We start from the raw sequence: 18330 nt of genomic DNA, 5'->3' as shown, positions 1-18330 counted from the left end.
AGAACGGAGCTTTGTAGCTCCGTTTTGTTATCAAGTTAAAAAGGAATACTGGATCATGAAAAAGTGGCTTTTGGTGATGACGGCTCTGGGTCTGGTGGCCTGTTCAGAGAAAGAGGTCGCGGATGTCAGCTTAGGTTTATTCACCACCAAGGACATTAAAATTCAGACCTTTAACGATCCAAAAATCCCCGGTGTCACTTGCCATATCAGTCATGTCGAAGCCAACCTGGATTTTGCCGATCCGTCCGATATGTCGATCGCTTGCCGCCAGACCGGTGAAATTACCGCCGCCATGCTGCAAGGCATTGACCAGTCCAAAAATGGCGAAGTGATTTTCAGCACTTCAAAAAGTGTATTGTTTAAGCACTTAAAAATCCGCCGTATTCTGGACAGCAGCAGCCAGACCTTGTTGTATTTGTCTTATTCCACCAAAGAAAGCACAGGCAGCTACAAACATTCGCTGACCAGCGTTCCACTTTGGGGTACTGCAGCCTGGCAAGATAAGGCCGCTACTAAAGCGCCTTAAGTTTTAACCGGGAACTCCTTGTCGGTCAGCACCCTCACTTTATCGCCTGGAGTTAAGGTGTCGCCACCACGGATCACGATTTGCTCACCCGCGGACAGCTCTGCATCCACCGCTATTAACTTGCCCATGCCCTGCCCCAACTGCACAGGCTTTTGCTGTGCTTTTTGCTCTTTATCCACGACAAACACAAACTGACCTTCACTCTTTACCACCACAGCATCGCGTGGCACCAGTAATTGTTGCCGGGCGATAGCTGTAGGTACGGCCACTGAAACTAACTGACCGACCTGAAAGTTGGCTAACAATTGCTCTGGCACTTTAATCCGGGCTTCAAAGGTTTGAGAGCGCATATCAGAAACCGGGATCAAATTCCGCACCGGCAACTGACTTTCGCCACCGCTGTGAAACACCTGCAGCAACTGATTCTGCTGTAAAAAGGCGGCATATTTCAGCGGTGCAAATACCACCACCTCTAAGTCATTTAAATTCACCAGCCGCACTAACGCATCTGTCCTACTGATATCTTCACCATAGTGATGGAAACGTTGAGCGACAACACCAGCGAAAGGTGCTTTGACAGAGCTGCGGTCAATTTGATCCTGCAATTGCGCCAGTTGAGCCCGCAATAACTTCAGCTCCGCCTCAGCGCTATCGCGCTCCGCACTGATCTGATCGAGCTGAGTCAGGGCCACACTGTTGTTTTTGCTCAATTCCAACAAACGGGCGGCATCTTTTTGCAATCTCTTCCACTGAATATCCGCTCTGCTGATGCGGGCGTTCATCTCGTCGACGCGCAGTTGCAACGGCGTGGTATCCAGTCGGGCTATCACTTCATTTTGTCTAATTTGCGTGCCGGGTTCAGCCAACCACAACAACCGGCCTTCGACCCCGGCTGTCACATCCGCCTGATACCGGCTTTGTACCTGAGCTGTTACCATGGTATGAGGCAGCATCACCTGCTGCTGCACCTCTGCCACACTGACCACCTTTTCGGCTGGAGTCTGTGCGACAACAGCAGCAGAACACAATAAAACCGATGTCAGGACCCACTTATAAAGTTGCATCAGAGATCTCCAAAGGAATGGCAGGCCGGTCGTTTTGCCGGACTGCAGAGGTCAAACGTAATAAAGCCGGGATCAGAACCAGACTAAATAGCATGCTAAAGGTCATGCCGCCTACGATCACAGCGGCTAAACCCCGGTATATCTCAGAACCAACGCCCGGCACCAGGACCAGAGGTAACATGCCAAAAATGCTGGTTAAAGTACTCATAAAAATCGGTCTGGAGCGGGTCAGAATCGCCTGATACAAAGCCTGATCCAACGTCAGCCCCTGACGCTGGCTTTGTCGGCACTGGTCAACTAACAGAATGGCATTATTCACCACCAGCCCCAGCAAAATGACAAAACCTATCATGGTCAGCAGATCAAGCGACTGAAAAGTCACCAGATTGAGCAATCGCAGTGCCACCACTCCCCCTAAAATAGCCATAGGCATGGTCAGCACGACCAGTAGACTGTCCTTGGCTGAACGAAATAATGCAGCCATCAACAGGAACAGAATAAATACAGCGACAGCAAAGTTTTTCCCCATCTCCGTCATCGCATGCGATAAACGGTCGGCATTACCGCGAAACTGCACTGAAATTTGTTCCGGCATTTCATCACGCAACGGGGTCATCAGCTCACGCTGTAAAATTTGCATCGCCTCATCCAACGGCATAGTAGCAGGTGGGGTGATTTGTAAACTGATAGTGCGCAAACCATTGACTCGCTGCAATGAAGTAGGGCCTGTAGTGTAATTCAGCTCGCTGAGCTGACCTAAGGTCTGGCCACCTGAGCCTGGTGTGTACAAAGGTGTTGCCGTCAGTTGCTCTGGAGTTTGCCAGCCCTGCCCTTTAAGAATAATGTCCATCCGTTCATTACCATCAAAGTACTCGCCGATATAAATACCGTCGGTGACAGCACGCACCATATTGGCAACGGTGAAACGATCGACACCGCTTTGTGCTATACGGTTTTCATCCGGCATTAAACGCAGTTCAGGCTGAGCCAGCGCCAAATCAGGCACAGGTCGTACCGTGGCTCCGGGCAGTAATTGCTCGATTTTTGGCATAGCCTCTGCCGCCCGCTGCATCAGTTGCGGTACATCAGGGCCTTGAAAATCTAAGTTCAATTCACGGCCACTGCCAAAACCAAAGTTAAATAACGAGCCTTGCACGCTAAACGCATTGGTATCCGGCAAACCAACTAAAATTTCTTCCCGCAGCAGTTTGATCATGTCCTCTATGCTGTCTGGGTCTTCGGCATAAACAAAAAGTACGTTAAAACCTCTGTTGATCGACAGGTTATAGCCCTTGATCGCAGGGTATTTTTTCTCCTGATAATAGGGCCGTAAGCGGCTGACCAACAGATCACCGATCTCCTGCTCCAGCACCTGCATATTGGCACCAGGCGGCAAAGAGAACCCAGAAAACACTGTATCGATAGAGGCCTGAGGCAGGAAATCAGCTTTGGGTAATAACAAGGCAATAAGCAGCGCAGCACCGGGCACAAATACCGCCACCCATACCAAGGCCTTTTTCCGGCTGAGCGTCAGATAGCTCATACTGGTGGCCAGCTTCTGCCAGAACATCAGCACAGCGTCCTGACCGGTTTGAGGTTTTAACCAATACAAAGAAGCGACAGGCAACACAGTTAAAGCCACCAATAATGAGGCGGTTACAGCCACAGCCAAGGTCAGGGCTAAATCGTAAAACAATTGCCCTTCCACACCCTGCATAAATAACACCGGCACAAAAATAGCTATGGTAGTCGCAGTGGAGGCCCAGAGCGCACTACTGACCTGAGCCGTACCTTTTTTCACCGCCTGCTCCAGTGCGAATCCCTGTTGCAATAACCGTACTATGTTTTCCTGCACTATAATGGCGGCATCCAGCACCATACCGACCGCAAAGGCCAGCCCGGCCAGAGACACCACATTTAAGGAGCGGCCAAATAGATCCAGCACCATAATCGACATCATCAAAGACACCGGAATGGTTAAACCAATCAGCAGAGTGGCCTGCCAACCGCGTAAGAACAGATACAAAATACCAAGGGCTAAAGCAATGCCCAAAATCAGATTGCCGTTGACCAGCTCTATGGCTCTTTTGATATGAACTGAAGCGTCAAAACTCAGCACTATTTCGATGCCTTTGTTTTGCAATTCATTTTGATTTAAATCGGCTATTTCTTTGTTCAGCGCATCCAGAATTTCGACCGTATTGGAACCAGCAGCACGCTGTAACGTAATGTAAAAGGCTGGATACCCATTACGTTTGGTAAAGCCAGCCTGTTCGGCATAGTCAATTTTCACTTCGGCCACTTCGTGTAAATACACAGGCCTGTCGTTCTGATAAGCCACCACCATTTGCTCGTAGTGCGCCGGATCATACTGCCCAACGAAACGCACTGTATACTCGCGACGACCTACTTCTGCAAAACCGCCGGACACATTGCTGGCACGGCCGATCCTTGAACTCAGTTGATCGACCGACAAGCCCAGCGCAGCCAGACGATAGGGGTCAAATACGATATGCAACTCTTTGGCGCGGCGACTGGCTAAATCGACCTGGGAGACACCTGCTATAGCTTTTAATCTGGGATAGACCACATCATCAATCACTGGCTGTAAGGCGGTAAAATCTGCATCGGCATTTTCATCCAGCTTGCGGATCAACAAACTGGCGACAGGTCCGGCGCCACTATTGAGTGAAACGACAGGCTCGGCGGCTTCACGTGGTCTGGGAGGTGCCTGATTTAGCGCGTTAATGACGTTCAGCATGGCTTGCTGCATATCCTGACCCACATCAAAGGTCAGGGTGATGGAGCCGAAACCAGCACCAATAAAACTGCTGCTTTCAGTGACACCGGGCACAGTACGCAGCGCAGCCTCCTGCGGCTCAATGATGGTGGATTCCATTTCTTCAGGTGCGGCGGCACGCCAGCCATTCTGGATAAAAATTTGCGGCTGCTCGATCGAAGGTAAAAGCTGAACGGGTAACTTTGCCACGGCAAGCAGACCAAACAACACCATAATCAGACTGACCACCACCACAGCGGCCGGATTTTTTATACTGCTTCGGGTTAAGTTCATCACTCTGTTCTACTCTATTGAGGGACAAGATAGCTGATGAGCAGTGTATCCAGTGCTATCACAGGCTCCAGTGTGCTGTGACCAGCGGTTGTGAATACAGGTTGGCGTAGTATTTTTTCCTGCCAATTCAGTTTTGGTACAGCGCACAGTGTATAAAGTACGGCACAAGACATGGCCCTGACCGACAGATGGAGAATTTTTATGATAAAACCCGTGATCCTAAGCCTGAGCACCTGGCTTATTTTAGCAGCCTGCGGCCCCGCCCCTACTGAGTCCTCTGCGCCACCTCAGCCGACCACTGCAGCGGATACTTCGGCTGTCCCAGATAAAAGCAACAGTGCCAACTCTTTGGATTGGGCTGGAGAATACAAAGGTGTAGTACCTTGCGCAGACTGTGAAGGCATTGAAACGTCATTGACTTTAAATATGGACCAAAGTTATCAGCTCAGCACCCTATATCTTGGCAAAGATGCTACAGCCTTTACACAACAAGGTCAGTTTGAGTGGGATGCGAACGGCTCTGTGATTCGTTTGCTTAATCAAAAAGATGGCCCGGCCCTGTATAAAGTGGGGGAAAATCAGTTGATCCAGTTGGATATGCAAGGAAAGGTGATCAGTGGTGATTTAGCCGAAAATTATAAACTGAACAAGCAAAATAAAGCGGAGCCAAGCCTGACCGGGGTACGCTGGAAACTGACCGAAATCATGGGGCAAACCACAGCAACGACAGAACCAGATCTGACCCCTTATCTGCAGTTCGCGGAAGATGGCAGGGTCAGCGGTTTTGCCGGTTGTAACCAGTTTACCGGAGCTTATGAAACCGACGGTCTGCGCCTGACCTTTAAGCCAATGGCGACCACTCAGAAAGCCTGTCTGAATGCTTCGCTCGAACAGCAGTTTTTAACCACGCTACAGGGCGTGGACAACTACAGCCTGAATGACTCTGGCTTAGCTTTTTATAAAGCACGAACTGCTGCATTACTGCGTTTTAGTGCCGTTCAACCTTAAGATCCAGAAGCCGACCAAGCGTCTGAATAAAAAGGCCATTGTGTAGTCCGAAAGGGTTTGCGATGATGGCCTTTTATTTGATGGATCTGCTCCTGATGCCTTACCACGCTTTAAGCCCAAAAGATGCCGCAGCTTTCGCCGACAAGCACAGTGATTTGTTTGGTGATCATAGTCAGTTGAGTGCAGAACAGCTCGATACCACGGGTCTGAATCAGGTATTCCGGATTAAAAACAATAGAGGCACCAGCCTTATCGTCAAACAAGCTCTGCCCGAACACTCAGGATTGACCCAATATTGGCCTGTCAGTTTACACCGGGCACAAATTGAAGCTGATGTGCTAAAACATCACGCCAAAATTTGTCCTGAGTATTTGGTAGAGGTGCTCTATTATGACCAGGAGCTTGCTGCATTATTATTGGAGGACCTATCCGACTGCGCCGTACTTCGGCATTTATTTTTCGCCGGACAACAGCCAGAGCGTATCGGGCTGCATTTGGGCCGTTATCTGGCAAAAACCGGTTTTTATAGCAGCGACTTTGTGCTGACGGGGCCGGTTAAAAAAGCGCGGCAGTTGCAGTTTAATAACCCGGAACTTTGTTTAGTCACTGAAGATCTGGTCTTTACCGATCCCTACTGCAATCACGAACGCAATAGTCTGAGTGCGGCGCAACTGCCAGAGCTACGGCAGCTATGGAGTGATGAGACACTACAAGCTGAAGTCGCACAGTTAAAAGCAGACTATCTGACCAAACCTCAAGTCTTGCTGCATGGTGATTTGCATTGCGGTAACGTCTTAATCAGCCATGCAGAGTGCAAGGTAATAGGCGCAGAGTTTGGCTGCTATGGTCCTGCAGGTTTTGATACTGGTACTTGGATCGCCAGCTTGATTCTCAATTTGATAGTACAGAGCGCCAGCAAAAAAACTCAGGCTCAGCCGTATTTTTCCGGTCAAATCAACGTATTCTGGCAAGAGTTTTCTGCTGAATTCGCTACATTGATGCAAAAGGAAACCCGGGATCAAAGTTTCCAGAATGCCATGTATCAACAGCACTTTCTGCGCCAGTTATGGCAGGATACATTAGGTTATGCTGGCTGCGAGCTGATCCGGCGCACCGTCGGCTGGGCACAACCGGAGGAACTGAACAAGTTCACGGATCAGAGAGTTAAACTTGAGGTTCAGCGGCAACTGTTGGCTCTGGGTCGGGATTTAATTATGCAGCGTCGGCAACTCACACCAGAGCAATTACTGGCAAAACTGGTGTAATCACGGGAGTCCGGGATGGAAAAAGTGACAGGTATAGGCGGCGTATTTATTCGCGCTAAAGATCCACAAGCTCTGGCCCTTTGGTATCAGCAGCATTTAGGAATACAGCTTGAGCCTGGCACGTCTTATGGCGGCTTTATCGCTAAAGCCGGAGATGAAACGGTCTGGTCTGCTTTTGCCGCTGATACGACTTATTTTGGCGCAAAAAACCAGCAAAGTATGCTGAATTACCGGGTCACCGATCTGGATGCCATGTTAAAACAACTCAAAGCCGCTGATGTCTGGGTAGATGAACAGATCGAAGACGGCGACTACGGAAAATTTGGCTGGGCTATGGACCCCGAAGGTAACAGATTTGAACTCTGGCAACCTAAAAACTAACTGACCTGAGCATGATTCAATGATGCAGCGGAACCATGCAGTTGCTGAAACTCGCACGTGATATCCGTCAGCAGGCCTTGCTGCAATAATAAAATCCGATCCGCTGTTAAGATGGTATCAGGCCTGTGCGCCACTATAATGCGGCCTATCTGCAACTGACGAATCGCCTGATTCACACGAGCCTCCAGCATCACATCAAGATGACTGGTGGCTTCGTCCAAGACTAAAACCCGGGGCTTATGATACAGAGCCCGGGCAATCAATAAGCGTTGTTTTTGTCCACCCGATAGGGCGGAGCCCATATCACCAATCAGTGTATTGTAGCCCATCGGCATTGCCGCAATATCCTGATGGATAGCGGCAAGCTCAGCACATTGCATCGCCTGCTCTATATCGGGTTTGGGGCTGAAAAAACAAATATTATCCATAATAGAACCGGATAATAGCTGGTCATTTTGCATAACAGCGGCAATTTGGCTTCGAAAGTGCTGTACACCAAAGCTGGATATATCCATCCCATCCACCAACACCTTCCCCTGCTGCACAGTGGAAAATCCAAGAATAACTTTTAACAAACTGGTTTTTCCTACCCCTGATGGACCAACAATAGCGACGCTTTCACCGGGTGACAGGGTGAAATTGAGCCGTTGAAATAACCAGGGGTCCTGTACTGTCTGCCGGAAACTCAGATCACGTAATTCGATATGGCCCTGTAGTGGTAGGTAAGGCTGGGTTTCACCTGATTTTTCGGTTTCAGCAAGAGCAATATCGGCTAAACGCTGTAAGTGCAGTTCCAGCATCCGAAACTCAACCCAGTGGTCAATAAAAGCCGCCGCTCTTTGAGTGAACTGACTTTTATAACTGGCAAAAGCGAATAACATACCGACACTAAATGCATGATCAAGCACAGCCAAAGCGGCCAGATAAATGACAATAATATGCTCAAGACCAAACAATAGCTGATGTACAGCCTGCAGTGACACCTGCCAACGACCCAATCTGAATTGTTGATCAACGGCCACAGAGTACTGATTTTGCCACAGGCTTAAACGCTGACTTTGTTTTGAAAACAGCTGCAGCGATTGAATAGCCCGAATGCTCTCCATAAAACTGGATTGTTCTTTTGCCTGAGCGACAATGCTCTGCTCTGTGCATTGTTTCAGCGGTGCGTAAAAAATAAACCTCAAAAGGGCATAGAGCAGCACAGCGGCCAGTACCACAGCGGCCAGCACAGGCTGATACACAAAAAGTAGAACCAACACAGCTAACGCCATCAGACCATCAATTAACGCTTCGATCAGGCTGTTGGTCAGTAATTCCCGCAACTGTTGCAAAGAGCCAAAGCGCGACACTATATCGCCCATATGACGCTTTTCAAAAAAACTAAGAGGTAAGTGCAACAGGTGCCGGAACAGATTGGTTGCCAGTTGTAAATTGAGGACAGAACCTAAGTGCAGCACCAACCAACTGCGCAGTATATTGGTCAAGATTTGCAATAGCAGTAAAAAGCCAAAGCCAAACGCCAACACATACAGCAGGTCCAGATCACGGCTGACCAAGACCTCATCAATAACCAGTTGCATATAATAAGGCGCGACCAGTAAAAAAAACTGCAGTACCACCGACATCAACAGGATCCGACCCAAGGCGGCCCACAAACCAGACGCCGAAGACCAAAACTGCCGAATCGTTAATTTCTGCCGTTGGTCAGCCGGTTCAAAGCCTGCTGTCGGGCTTAGTTCCAGCGCTATACCGGTAAAACACTGATCAACATCAGCCGCAGTTAAATCTCTCTTGCCAAAAGCCGGATCAAGAATTTGGATTCTCTGACCTTTGACTTTCACCAGCACGACAAAATGACTCATCTGCCAATGCAAAATACAAGGAAGTTTTAGCTGAGACAGCTCCTCCGGCTCCAGTCGCAAAGCACGGCCCGCTAATCCAAGCTGGTCAGCCAACTGCATTAAATGCTGCAAAGTCGCACCCTTGAGTGACAATGGATATCTCTGGCGCAAACTGGCCATATCGGTTTTGTAGCCATAAGCACCTGCGACCATCGCCAGACAAGCTAAACCACACTCAGCGGCTTCAGATTGATAAATGATTTGCATCGGAGCCCTCTAGCCGCCACTCTGGATCCGACTGACTAAATAGCCGTTTTTTATCCTTTCACTCACGGTATCGACCTCCCTTTGCTATCTGATTTAAATCTGAAAACGCCCTTTTAAACTGACCAATGGATCCAATAACCAACTTAATACCGAACGCTGCTCAAGCACGATATCGGCAGTTAATAACATTCCCGCCTGCAAAGGCATTTGTTCACCGTAAGCCTCGATAAACTGCTGATCCAGCCGAACCTGGACCTGATAGACAGGTTCATGGATCTGTACCGGGCTATCAGGGTCCTGTGCCATCAGCACAGCTTTTGACAACTGGCTGACTTCACCCTGATACAGACCAAAACGTTGATAAGGAAACGCATCAAATCGGAGCCAGGTCTTTTGTCCTGGCTGGATAAAACCAAAAGCCCGGGTCGGTACTAACAAGTGTGCATACAAAACACCGGATTCCGGCAGTAGTTGCATTAATACCTGAGAGCCTTGTAATTGTTGTCCCTGGCTTACCAACAAATTAGTAACCCGGCCGGCCACGGGCGCAGTTAACAGTACCTCGCCTCTAGCCAATAGTTCAGTTTTTTGCTGTTCAAACTGCAGCCGCTCGGCTTTAAGTTGCTGTAACAGACGCTGGCGCTCCACAGGCAAAGTTTGCCGCTGGTGTTCCCATTGGATTTGTTGCTGACGAATGGATTGAGCCAGAGTTTGTATTTCAGCTAGTTGCTGCTGCAACATCAGGTGTTGATCCTGTTGCTGCTCGAACTGCAATCTGGGCAAATGCCCTTTGAGTGCAAGAGCCTGCTGAGCCAACAGACGTTCAGCCTGTAACTCTATACGTTCAGACAGTAACTGCTGTTGGCGTTGATTGTCTGAAAGTTGCTGTTTGATATGATGAATTTGTGCAGATAATTGCTGATCTTGTTGCTCGAAACTCTGGATCAGTTCTTGCTGCTTCTGGCTGTTTAATTTCAGTTGATGCGTCAGACTGCTTTGCAAGTGAGAGGTTAAACTATGTCCGGCAGCAAGGAATTCCTCACTACTCAATAATGCCAGCTTTTGACCGGCCTCAACTCTGGAGCCATCCGTCACATATAGCTGTTTGAGTACGGCTGAACGCTGGCTTTGGATACGGACTACGCCAGCGGTAGGCTTCAGATACCCCTGAACTGTCTCTTTGCGGGAAAAGTTTGCCTGATGTAAAAACAGCAGCAGGCTGCAAACAATTAAGACCAGACAGCAACATAACACCGTACTGCTGACAGGCTGAACAATGCTGACCTGGCCTTCAAGTCGCTGCTGCTGTGCCTGCACAGCTTTAGCCCGGAATAAAGCCTGCTCTGTCGCCATATAGTGAAACTCCCCGCAGTTTTGTAAACTGCCAAAAGATTGTTCACTTGGTGTCGACAGGCATACACCCGACACTGTTGAAAACTGGAATCTGAAACAGAAACCAAGTGTAGTAGAATCACAAAAAACAAACAAATAATTAACACAAAACGGTTAGCAATGCCAAAAAACAACTCAGAACCCTACCGGTCAGCCAACGTAGAACTGCTTTGGGTCCAACGCGTCTGGAAAGCGGGCAAACACAACGCCTTTACTGATTTGTGTTACTTCAGGCAGCGTTATTATTTAGTGTTTCGTCAGGCGTCGACTCACCATTCCAAAGATGGAGTGCTACGAATTATGAGTTCAGTACAGGGCAAAAAGTGGCGGACTCTGGCTGTACTACAGCACCCTGCGGCAGATTTAAGGGATGGCAAACTGACAGCAACGCCACAAGGCAAATTGCAATTACTGGCAGCCGCCGCTTTTCACGACAGAACCACACAGGCCTACCAGTCCTATCTGTGGGAATCGGAAGATGGACGACACTGGTCTGAACCACAAGCTGTGGGTGAAGCCGATTATTGGCTGTGGCGCTTGAGCTGGCTGGGTGAACAGGCTTATGCAATTGCCTATAAATGCGGCATAGACCGCCATATCCGTCTATATCAGCAAAATACATCAGGGGCATTTGTCGTAGCGGCCCCTCGTATCTATGCAGAGGGGTATGCAAATGAGGCCGCTTTATTATTTGATCACAACGACAAAGCCTGGTGTTTATTACGCAAAGATCCTGATCATGGGCAATTGGGTTGGGCCTTGCCTCCTTACCAAAACTGGCACTGGCAAGATATAGGTTGTCGTATTGGCGGTCCTCAAGCCGTTTTTACGGCATCAGGCCAGATGCTGGCAGTAGTGCGGCTTTACGACGAAAACGTCAGAACCAGCCTGGTGACTCTGAACCAAAACACTGGTGAACTGACAGAGCTTATCGCCTTACCTTCAGGTGGAGATACCAGTTACGCTGGTATGGTGTTGCAACAAGGGAAGTTGTTGGTCAGTTATTACTCTTCTCATCAGGGCCATTGCTCAATTTACACCGCCCTGTTTCAGCTCAAAACCTGAATCCGATTCAGTGATCATCAGGTAAACCAGACTTCTCTTCAGTAGATAATAAGCAAATAATCTGAGACAAGCTGATGAATAATAGCCATTTTATCTACCAGATCGGCAAAAGTAACTACAAAATGCTATAGTAGCAACTAAGTTATCAGAGCAAACACTGTGGTCACTCCAGAGTTTGTAGGGTTCGCGCTGATAATAGCTCGCAGGACGCACCAGAAAATACATAACAGCCTAAAACTAAGGTAAAACATTGATGAAAACATGCAAAAAGTCTGTTCTGGCATTGAGTATTCAGGCCAGTCTGCTCGCTGCAGCCGTGGGTCTTTCTCCTGCTTTATTCGCGCAGGAAAGTGACAAAGATCAGGCTGCTGAAGAGACCAAATTGGAACGCATTATGGTGACAGCACAAAAACGTGTGCAAAGCACCCAGGAAGTTCCTATCTCTATTGCAACCTTAAGCGGCGAAAAATTTGACGCTTTGTTTGCAGGTGGCGAGGATATTCAGGCTTTATCTGGCAAAGTTCCGGGTTTATATGCTGAATCATCAAACGGCCGTGCTGCACCACGTTTTTACATTCGTGGTTTAGGAAACACAGATTTTGACCTGGCCGCTTCTCAGCCGGTGTCTGTGATTATGGATGACGTGGTGATGGAAAACGTGATCCTGAAAAGTTTCCCGTTATTTGATATCGAGCAGGCTGAGGTGATCCGTGGCCCACAAGGCACCTTGTTCGGTCGTAACACCACTGCTGGTATTGTGAAATTCAGTTCAGTCAAACCCACGCAGGATTTTGAAGCTTATACCAAAGCGACAGTCGGCAGCTACGGCACGATCAATGTGGAAGGTGCTGCAGGGGGTGGTTTAACTGACGAGCTATCGGCTCGTATTTCTCTGATGAATCAAAACCGTGACGACTGGGTCGATAACGGTTTTACCGGTGAAAAAGACTTTACCGGGGGTCATGATGAAAAAGCAGGTCGTCTGCAATTTTTATATGACACGGATGCCTTTTCTGCCTTATTGAATGTTCATGGCCGCAAGCTGGACGGTACCTCTTCACTGTTCAGAGCCAACATTTTAACGCCGGGCAGCAACGAGCTGAACGACAATTACGATCGCGATACTGTCTACTATGATGACGGTGACGGCAACTTCCAGAAATACGATAACTTTGGTGCGTCGTTAACGCTGGAATTTGATATTGATGGCATGACTTTCACTTCGATCACTGCCCAGGAAAATGCCGATGGTAAAGGCAAAGGTGATATCGACGGCGGCACTCCGGCTGGCCCTGGCGTTGTACCATTCCAGGCAGTGACAGAAGATCAGTTAGACGATCTGGAGCAGTTTACTCAGGAAATCCGCTTAGCCAGTGATACCAGCGAAGCTTTAGAATGGCAGGTTGGCGCCTTTTACTTTGATTCTTCTTTTGGAGTCACCAGTATTGATGGTTTCTTTGGTGCCACCACGGTTTACCACGGTAATGAAAGCTGGGCTGTCTTTGGTCAATCCACTTACAACCTGACTGACCGTTGGGATATCACTGGTGGTATTCGTTACACCTACGACGAAAAAACTTTCTGGGTTGGCCAGCAAAACGTAGACGGCTTCGCGCTGACTATAGGGGCAGCCAGCATTCAGGACTATGACCCAATCAAAGTCGATGACGGTCAGGTTAGCTGGGAATTAAGCACGAACTACCGCTTAACAGATGCAACTAGTGTGTTTGGTCGTGTCGCCAGCGGTTTCCGCGCCCAGTCTATTCAGGGCCGTGATGTCGCCTTTGAAGCACCTCCATCAGTCGCTGAGTCTGAAACTATTACCTCTGTCGAGGTGGGCGCCAAGTCTGACTTACTGGACGATTCACTGCGTCTGAACGGTGCTCTGTTCTATTACACTATCGACGATATTCAGTTATCCGCTATTGGTGGCGAAACTCAGGGCAACCAGCTGTTAAATGCTGACAAAGGCACAGGGTACGGCTTTGAAGTAGACGCGGAATGGCGTGCCACCAAGAGCCTGGTCGTAGGTGGTGGTTTCAGCTACAACAACACCGAGCTGAAAGATCAAAATCTGTTAGTTGCACCATGCGGTTCAGGCATGTGTACTCCAACAAATCCTTCGAATGGCGATGGTTTAGTCTTTATTGACGGCAACCCGTTCCCGCAAGCTCCTGAGACTATTTTAACAGTCAATGCCCGGTATGATATTCCGGTCAGTACAGGTGAAATCTACATTTACGGCGACGTAGCCCGTCAGGGTGAAACCAACCTGTTCCTGTATGAATCTGCAGAGTACCGTACCAACGGCAATTTCGAAGCAGGTTTACGTATTGGTTATCTGAACTTTGATAACGACTACGAAGTGGCTTTGTTTGGTCGTAATATTACCGACGAAGACAACTTAAAAGGCGCTATCGACTTCAATAACCTGACAGGTTTCGTCAACGAACCTCGGATCATAGGTGTTGAGTTTAAGAAAAGCTTTTTCTAAGTTAAAAAAGTAGTGAGAAGGGCGCACAGAGTGCGCCCTTTTTTTGAGCTTAACCTGAGTTACGCATACCCGCAGCTATACCGGCAATAGTCACCATCAACGCCCGTTTAATACTGTCGTTTACTGTTTCAGGTTCATGCCGCACCCGGTTTAACAATTCCACCTGCAGGATATGCAGTGGGTCGACATAGGTATTACGCAGCATAATAGACTCTCGGATCCAGGCTTCATTGGCCATTAAAGTATCGCTTTGGATCAGCCTTAACAGCAAGGCTGTATCTGCGGCCAGTTGCTGACGCAATTGCAAACCTAAAGGCAACAAGTGTTCTGGTACCAGTTTTTCGTCATAATAAGCGGCAATTTCTGCGTCCGCTTTTAAATACACCATTTCCAGCATCGACAAACGGGTGGCGAAAAACGGCCATTTCGCGCGCATTTGCGCCAACAGCTCTGTTTTCCCTTGCTCCACCACCACAGCCAACGCACTACCCGCCCCCAACCAGGCTGGCAGCATCAGACGGTTTTGCGACCAGGCAAAAATCCACGGGATAGCACGTAAACTTTCAACGCCACCATTTGGATTACGTTTCGGTGGACGACTGCCCAGTGGTAACTGCCCCAACTCCAGCTCTGGGGTGGCAGCACGGAAATAAGGCACAAAATCCGGATGATGCCGCACCACAGCGCGGTAAGCCTCGCAGGAGACAGTAGCCAGTTGTTGCATCAGCTCACGCCAGCTTTGCTCCGGTACTGGTGGCGGTAACAATAGCCCTTCCAGTACAGCGCTGGCATACAAGGCCAGACTGCGCTGCGCTAAGCCATTTAAACCAAACTTAAAGCGGATCATTTCACCTTGTTCGGTCACCCGCAGACCACCAGCCAGCGATCCAGGCGGCTGAGACAAAATAGCAGCATGCGCCGGACCACCGCCTCGGCCTATAGTACCGCCACGGCCATGGAATAAGGTCAGTTGTACTTTCGCCTGCTGGCAAATCGCGACCAAAGCTTCCTGCGCACTGTACTGCGCCCACGCCGCGGCAAAAGCGCCGGCATCTTTGGCTGAGTCGGAGTAACCAATCATTACTTCCTGACGACCATTGATATAACCTCTGTACCAGTCAATCGCCAGCAATTTGCTGATACATTCCGGTGCATTGGTTAAATCGGCCAGGGTTTCAAACAGAGGTGCCACCCGCATCGGAAAGCGAATACCGGCATCTTTCAGCAGTAATTGTACCGCCAGCACATCCGAGGGTTTGCCCGCCATCGAAATAACATAAGTGGATAAAGCTTCTGGTCCGTGTCGGGCGACAATATCGCAGGTATCCAGCACTTCTTTCACTTCAGGGCTTGGAGTCCAGTTACGGGGGAATAAAGGTCTTTTACTGCTCAGTTCATTCAGTAAAAACGCCTGACGAGTAGCTTCATCCCATTCGGCATAATCGCCAATCCCAAGATAACGGGTAAACTCGCTGAATACCGCAGTATGACGGCCTGACTCTTGTCGTACATCCAGCTTCAGCAAAGTTAAACCAAAGGCGTAAGCACGGCGGATAGTGTCTTTTAACAACCCCTCAGCCACCACCTGCATTTTGCAGTCGTGTAACGATTGATAGCAGAGTAACAAGGGCTCCAGTAGCTGCTGGTTATGCCAAATTAAATCCTCAGGGCGCTGTAATCTGTCATGCTTTAATGCTTCGGTCAGCCAATCTCTGGTGTATAGCAACTTTTGACGCAGATCTTTCAATAACTTACGATATGGCTCCGATACATCGCCAACGACAGCACGCAATGCGTCATTGACCTGATCCATCGACAATTCATTTGCCAACACATCTAAATCACGGCTGAATAAATCCGCAGCTTTCCAGCGACTTAACAGCAGCACCTGACGGGTGACTTTCGCTGTCACAAAAGGATTGCCGTCTCTGTCGCCCCCCATCCAGGATGAAAAACGAATAGGAGCTGCATCCAGTGCCAGGCCATGCCCCAGTACCGGGATCAGAGCCGTATCCAAATCACGGATAAACTCAGGTACAGCGTCCCATAAAGAGGTTTCAATCACAGCAAAACCAGACTTCGCTTCATCGACAGGGGTCGGCCGTTGTTCACGGATTTCGTTGGTATGCCAGGCCTGAGTGATTAGCTGGTATAAGCGGTTTTCTACTTTTTTCTGTTGCGCTGGCGCTAAATCCTGCTCCAGTTGTGCCAAACAGGCGGCAATTTCGGTCAGCTTATGAATAAGAGTACGACGGGTGACTTCGGTCGGGTGTGCAGTCAGCACCAGCTCTATAGATAAATCCGCCACAGCCTGCTCAATCCGGCTTTTGCTGACATTTTTCTCCTGCAACAGTTGCAGCAGTTCAGCCACAGGTTCGGGTTTTTCGATAGAAGCACGGCCCGATTTACTGATGGTATGATGCTGCTCCGCTAAGTTCGCCAGATTTAAAAACTGCGCAAAAGCGCGGGCGACCGGCAGAATTTCCTGATCGGTTAAACCGGCCAGCAGCTGTTTTAATTGCTGATCCTGCAGCTCTGTACCCTGCCTCGCCTCTTTAGCTAAGGCACGAATTTGCTCAATGCGTTGTAAAACAGCATCACCTAACTGATTACGTATGGTGTCACCCAACTGGGTGCCCAACAATCCGACATTTGCCCTCAAGGCAGCATATTGCGACATTCCCATTCTCCTCGTTGCACTGCCTACAGTTTCATACTGTGGTTTTTATCCCCTTCGTACCTAAAGCCGCAGTTGTGTTGACTTCGCGCTCTTACTGCGGTCACACAGAACAACTGTGCTCCCCTGGTTTCGCGCACTTGCCAGCTTGCTGCAACTCCACTTAGTTTGGGTGTTTTTTTAGCTTTCTTACTCACCCTAACGGGTATTTGTTTAGTGCTCAAGCCTGATAGATTACAAAACGACCAACAAAATAGAAAGCCAGAAGTATAGAAGTCTGAAATATTTATTCAAATAGGTGTCACAGCCTTCATAGCTGACGGTACTTAGTACCAGTGCTGCCAAACAGTGCAGCTTGATTCAACTTCAGGAGTGACCATGATGTTAAAACAAAAAGCTTTTATGCTGCTCTGCTCTGCAGTCTTTATGTTGCTAAGCCAAAGCCTTCAAGCAGATGAGGCCCGGACCTCCAGCTTTCAGGTGCTGGTAGAGGGCCAAGGCAAAGCTATTATTCTGATCCCGGGATTGATGTCGGATCAGCGGGTATGGCAGCAACTGGCAACTGCATTAAAACCAAACTATCAGCTACATTTGATCAACCTGGCCGGTTTTGCCGGAACTCCAGCCTTGTCGACCCCTGTAAAACTAACAGAAGTGACTGCTGAACTGGCAGACTATATCCGACACCAGCAGTTGCAGCAGCCGGTACTCATAGGCCACAGCATGGGCGCGTTTTTGGCTTTTCAGCTCGCAAGTTCCTATCCACAGCTAACGGGTAAATTAATAGCGGTAGATGGTTTACCTTATCTGGCCCCTGTCTTTAGCCGAGACAGCGCCACCACTGTGGCACAAATGGCTCCTCAGGCAAAAATGATGCAGCAGTATTATCAGCAGATGACCCCAGCCCAACTGGCCGCAAGTACAGAACAAGGTATGGCGATTCAGGTCAGCAGGCCGGAGCATGCAGCAATAATCACAGCAATGGCAGGCGCGTCCGATCCGGCCACTGTGGGCGCAGTGATCGCTGAACTTTTAACCACAGATCTGAGAAGTGAAGTGCATAAAATTCAGCAGCCGGTTTTGTTATTAGGCGCTGGAGGTGCTGTAGCTTCAGAAATCATGCGCCCTGCAGTTCAGGCCTTGTATCAACAGCAAATTAACACCATTTCGCAAGCGCGACTGGACTTTAACTGGCAGGCACGTCATTTTATGATGTGGGATCAGCCCGAATGGCTTTTAGCGCAAATCACTGATTTCATAAAGGAATAATGAAA

Annotated in this window: 12 protein-coding genes; 7 read left to right on the top strand and 5 right to left on the bottom strand. The window is 48.9% G+C overall.

Annotation, left to right across the window (positions count from 1 at the left end; translation table 11 throughout):
* The first annotated feature begins 55 nt into the window (after positions 1-55).
* Entirely contained in the window at positions 56-526 is a 471-nt protein-coding gene (locus SD53_RS03980) for a CreA family protein (protein WP_046518931.1), read from the top strand.
* On the opposite strand, the gene SD53_RS03975 is transcribed toward SD53_RS03980, so the two are convergent.
* Positions 523-1590: an efflux RND transporter periplasmic adaptor subunit gene (locus SD53_RS03975; protein ID WP_046518930.1), complete on the bottom strand. Its 1068-nt coding sequence runs from the start codon at positions 1588-1590 to the stop codon at positions 523-525. The two genes, SD53_RS03980 and SD53_RS03975, sit on opposite strands and share 4 nt — an antisense overlap.
* Complete coding sequence (locus SD53_RS03970; protein WP_046518929.1) at positions 1577-4663, bottom strand: efflux RND transporter permease subunit; 3087 nt, start codon at positions 4661-4663, stop codon at positions 1577-1579. The genes SD53_RS03975 and SD53_RS03970 overlap by 14 nt, the downstream gene beginning before the upstream one ends.
* Before the next feature lie 201 nt (positions 4664-4864).
* On the opposite strand from SD53_RS03970, the gene SD53_RS03965 reads away from it, so the two are divergent.
* The 3 genes from SD53_RS03965 (at position 4865) to SD53_RS03955 (ending at position 7317) form a co-directional block, all read left to right on the top strand.
* A complete protein-coding gene (locus tag SD53_RS03965) occupies positions 4865-5671 on the top strand; it encodes a copper resistance protein NlpE N-terminal domain-containing protein (protein ID WP_046518928.1) in 807 nt (268 codons plus the stop codon).
* 62 nt (positions 5672-5733) lie between these two features.
* Positions 5734-6936 carry an S-methyl-5-thioribose kinase gene (mtnK, locus tag SD53_RS03960; protein ID WP_241481747.1) on the top strand — a complete coding sequence of 401 codons (1203 nt, stop codon included), beginning with the start codon at positions 5734-5736 and terminating at the stop codon, positions 6934-6936.
* Between the two features lie 15 nt (positions 6937-6951).
* A complete protein-coding gene (locus SD53_RS03955; protein WP_046518927.1) occupies positions 6952-7317 on the top strand; it encodes a VOC family protein in 366 nt (121 codons plus the stop codon).
* Here SD53_RS03955 and SD53_RS03950 read toward each other — a convergent pair.
* Positions 7314-9428 carry a peptidase domain-containing ABC transporter gene (locus SD53_RS03950; protein ID WP_046518926.1) on the bottom strand — a complete coding sequence of 705 codons (2115 nt, stop codon included), beginning with the start codon at positions 9426-9428 and terminating at the stop codon, positions 7314-7316. The genes SD53_RS03955 and SD53_RS03950 overlap by 4 nt on opposite strands.
* Positions 9429-9521: 93 nt before the next feature.
* Positions 9522-10781, bottom strand: coding sequence for a beta-barrel domain-containing protein (locus tag SD53_RS03945; RefSeq protein WP_046518925.1), 1260 nt, complete (start codon positions 10779-10781; stop codon positions 9522-9524).
* A gap of 159 nt (positions 10782-10940) precedes the next feature.
* Here SD53_RS03945 and SD53_RS03940 point away from each other — a divergent pair, with 159 nt between their 5' ends.
* Both SD53_RS03940 and SD53_RS03935 read left to right on the top strand, forming a co-directional pair.
* Positions 10941-11885: a hypothetical protein gene (locus SD53_RS03940; protein ID WP_046518924.1), complete on the top strand. Its 945-nt coding sequence runs from the start codon at positions 10941-10943 to the stop codon at positions 11883-11885.
* A 253-nt stretch (positions 11886-12138) separates the two neighbouring features.
* Complete coding sequence (locus SD53_RS03935) at positions 12139-14379, top strand: TonB-dependent receptor (protein ID WP_046518923.1); 2241 nt, start codon at positions 12139-12141, stop codon at positions 14377-14379.
* 49 nt (positions 14380-14428) lie between these two features.
* Here SD53_RS03935 and ppc read toward each other — a convergent pair whose 3' ends face one another.
* Positions 14429-17059, bottom strand: a complete 2631-nt coding sequence (ppc, locus tag SD53_RS03930) for a phosphoenolpyruvate carboxylase (protein WP_046518922.1) — start codon at positions 17057-17059, stop codon at positions 14429-14431.
* Positions 17060-17434: 375 nt separating this feature from the next.
* On the opposite strand from ppc, the gene SD53_RS03925 reads away from it, so the two are divergent.
* Positions 17435-18325 (top strand): alpha/beta fold hydrolase, encoded by an 891-nt coding sequence (locus SD53_RS03925; protein WP_241481746.1) that lies wholly within the window; start codon positions 17435-17437, stop codon positions 18323-18325.
* Positions 18326-18330 lie beyond the last annotated feature (5 nt).

Origin of the sequence: Rheinheimera mesophila (assembly GCF_000986865.1) — a bacterium.
GTDB lineage: Bacteria > Pseudomonadota > Gammaproteobacteria > Enterobacterales > Alteromonadaceae > Pararheinheimera > Pararheinheimera mesophila.
Note: the sequence above shows the minus strand (reverse complement) of the source record. Positions and strands in the feature narration are given on the sequence as shown.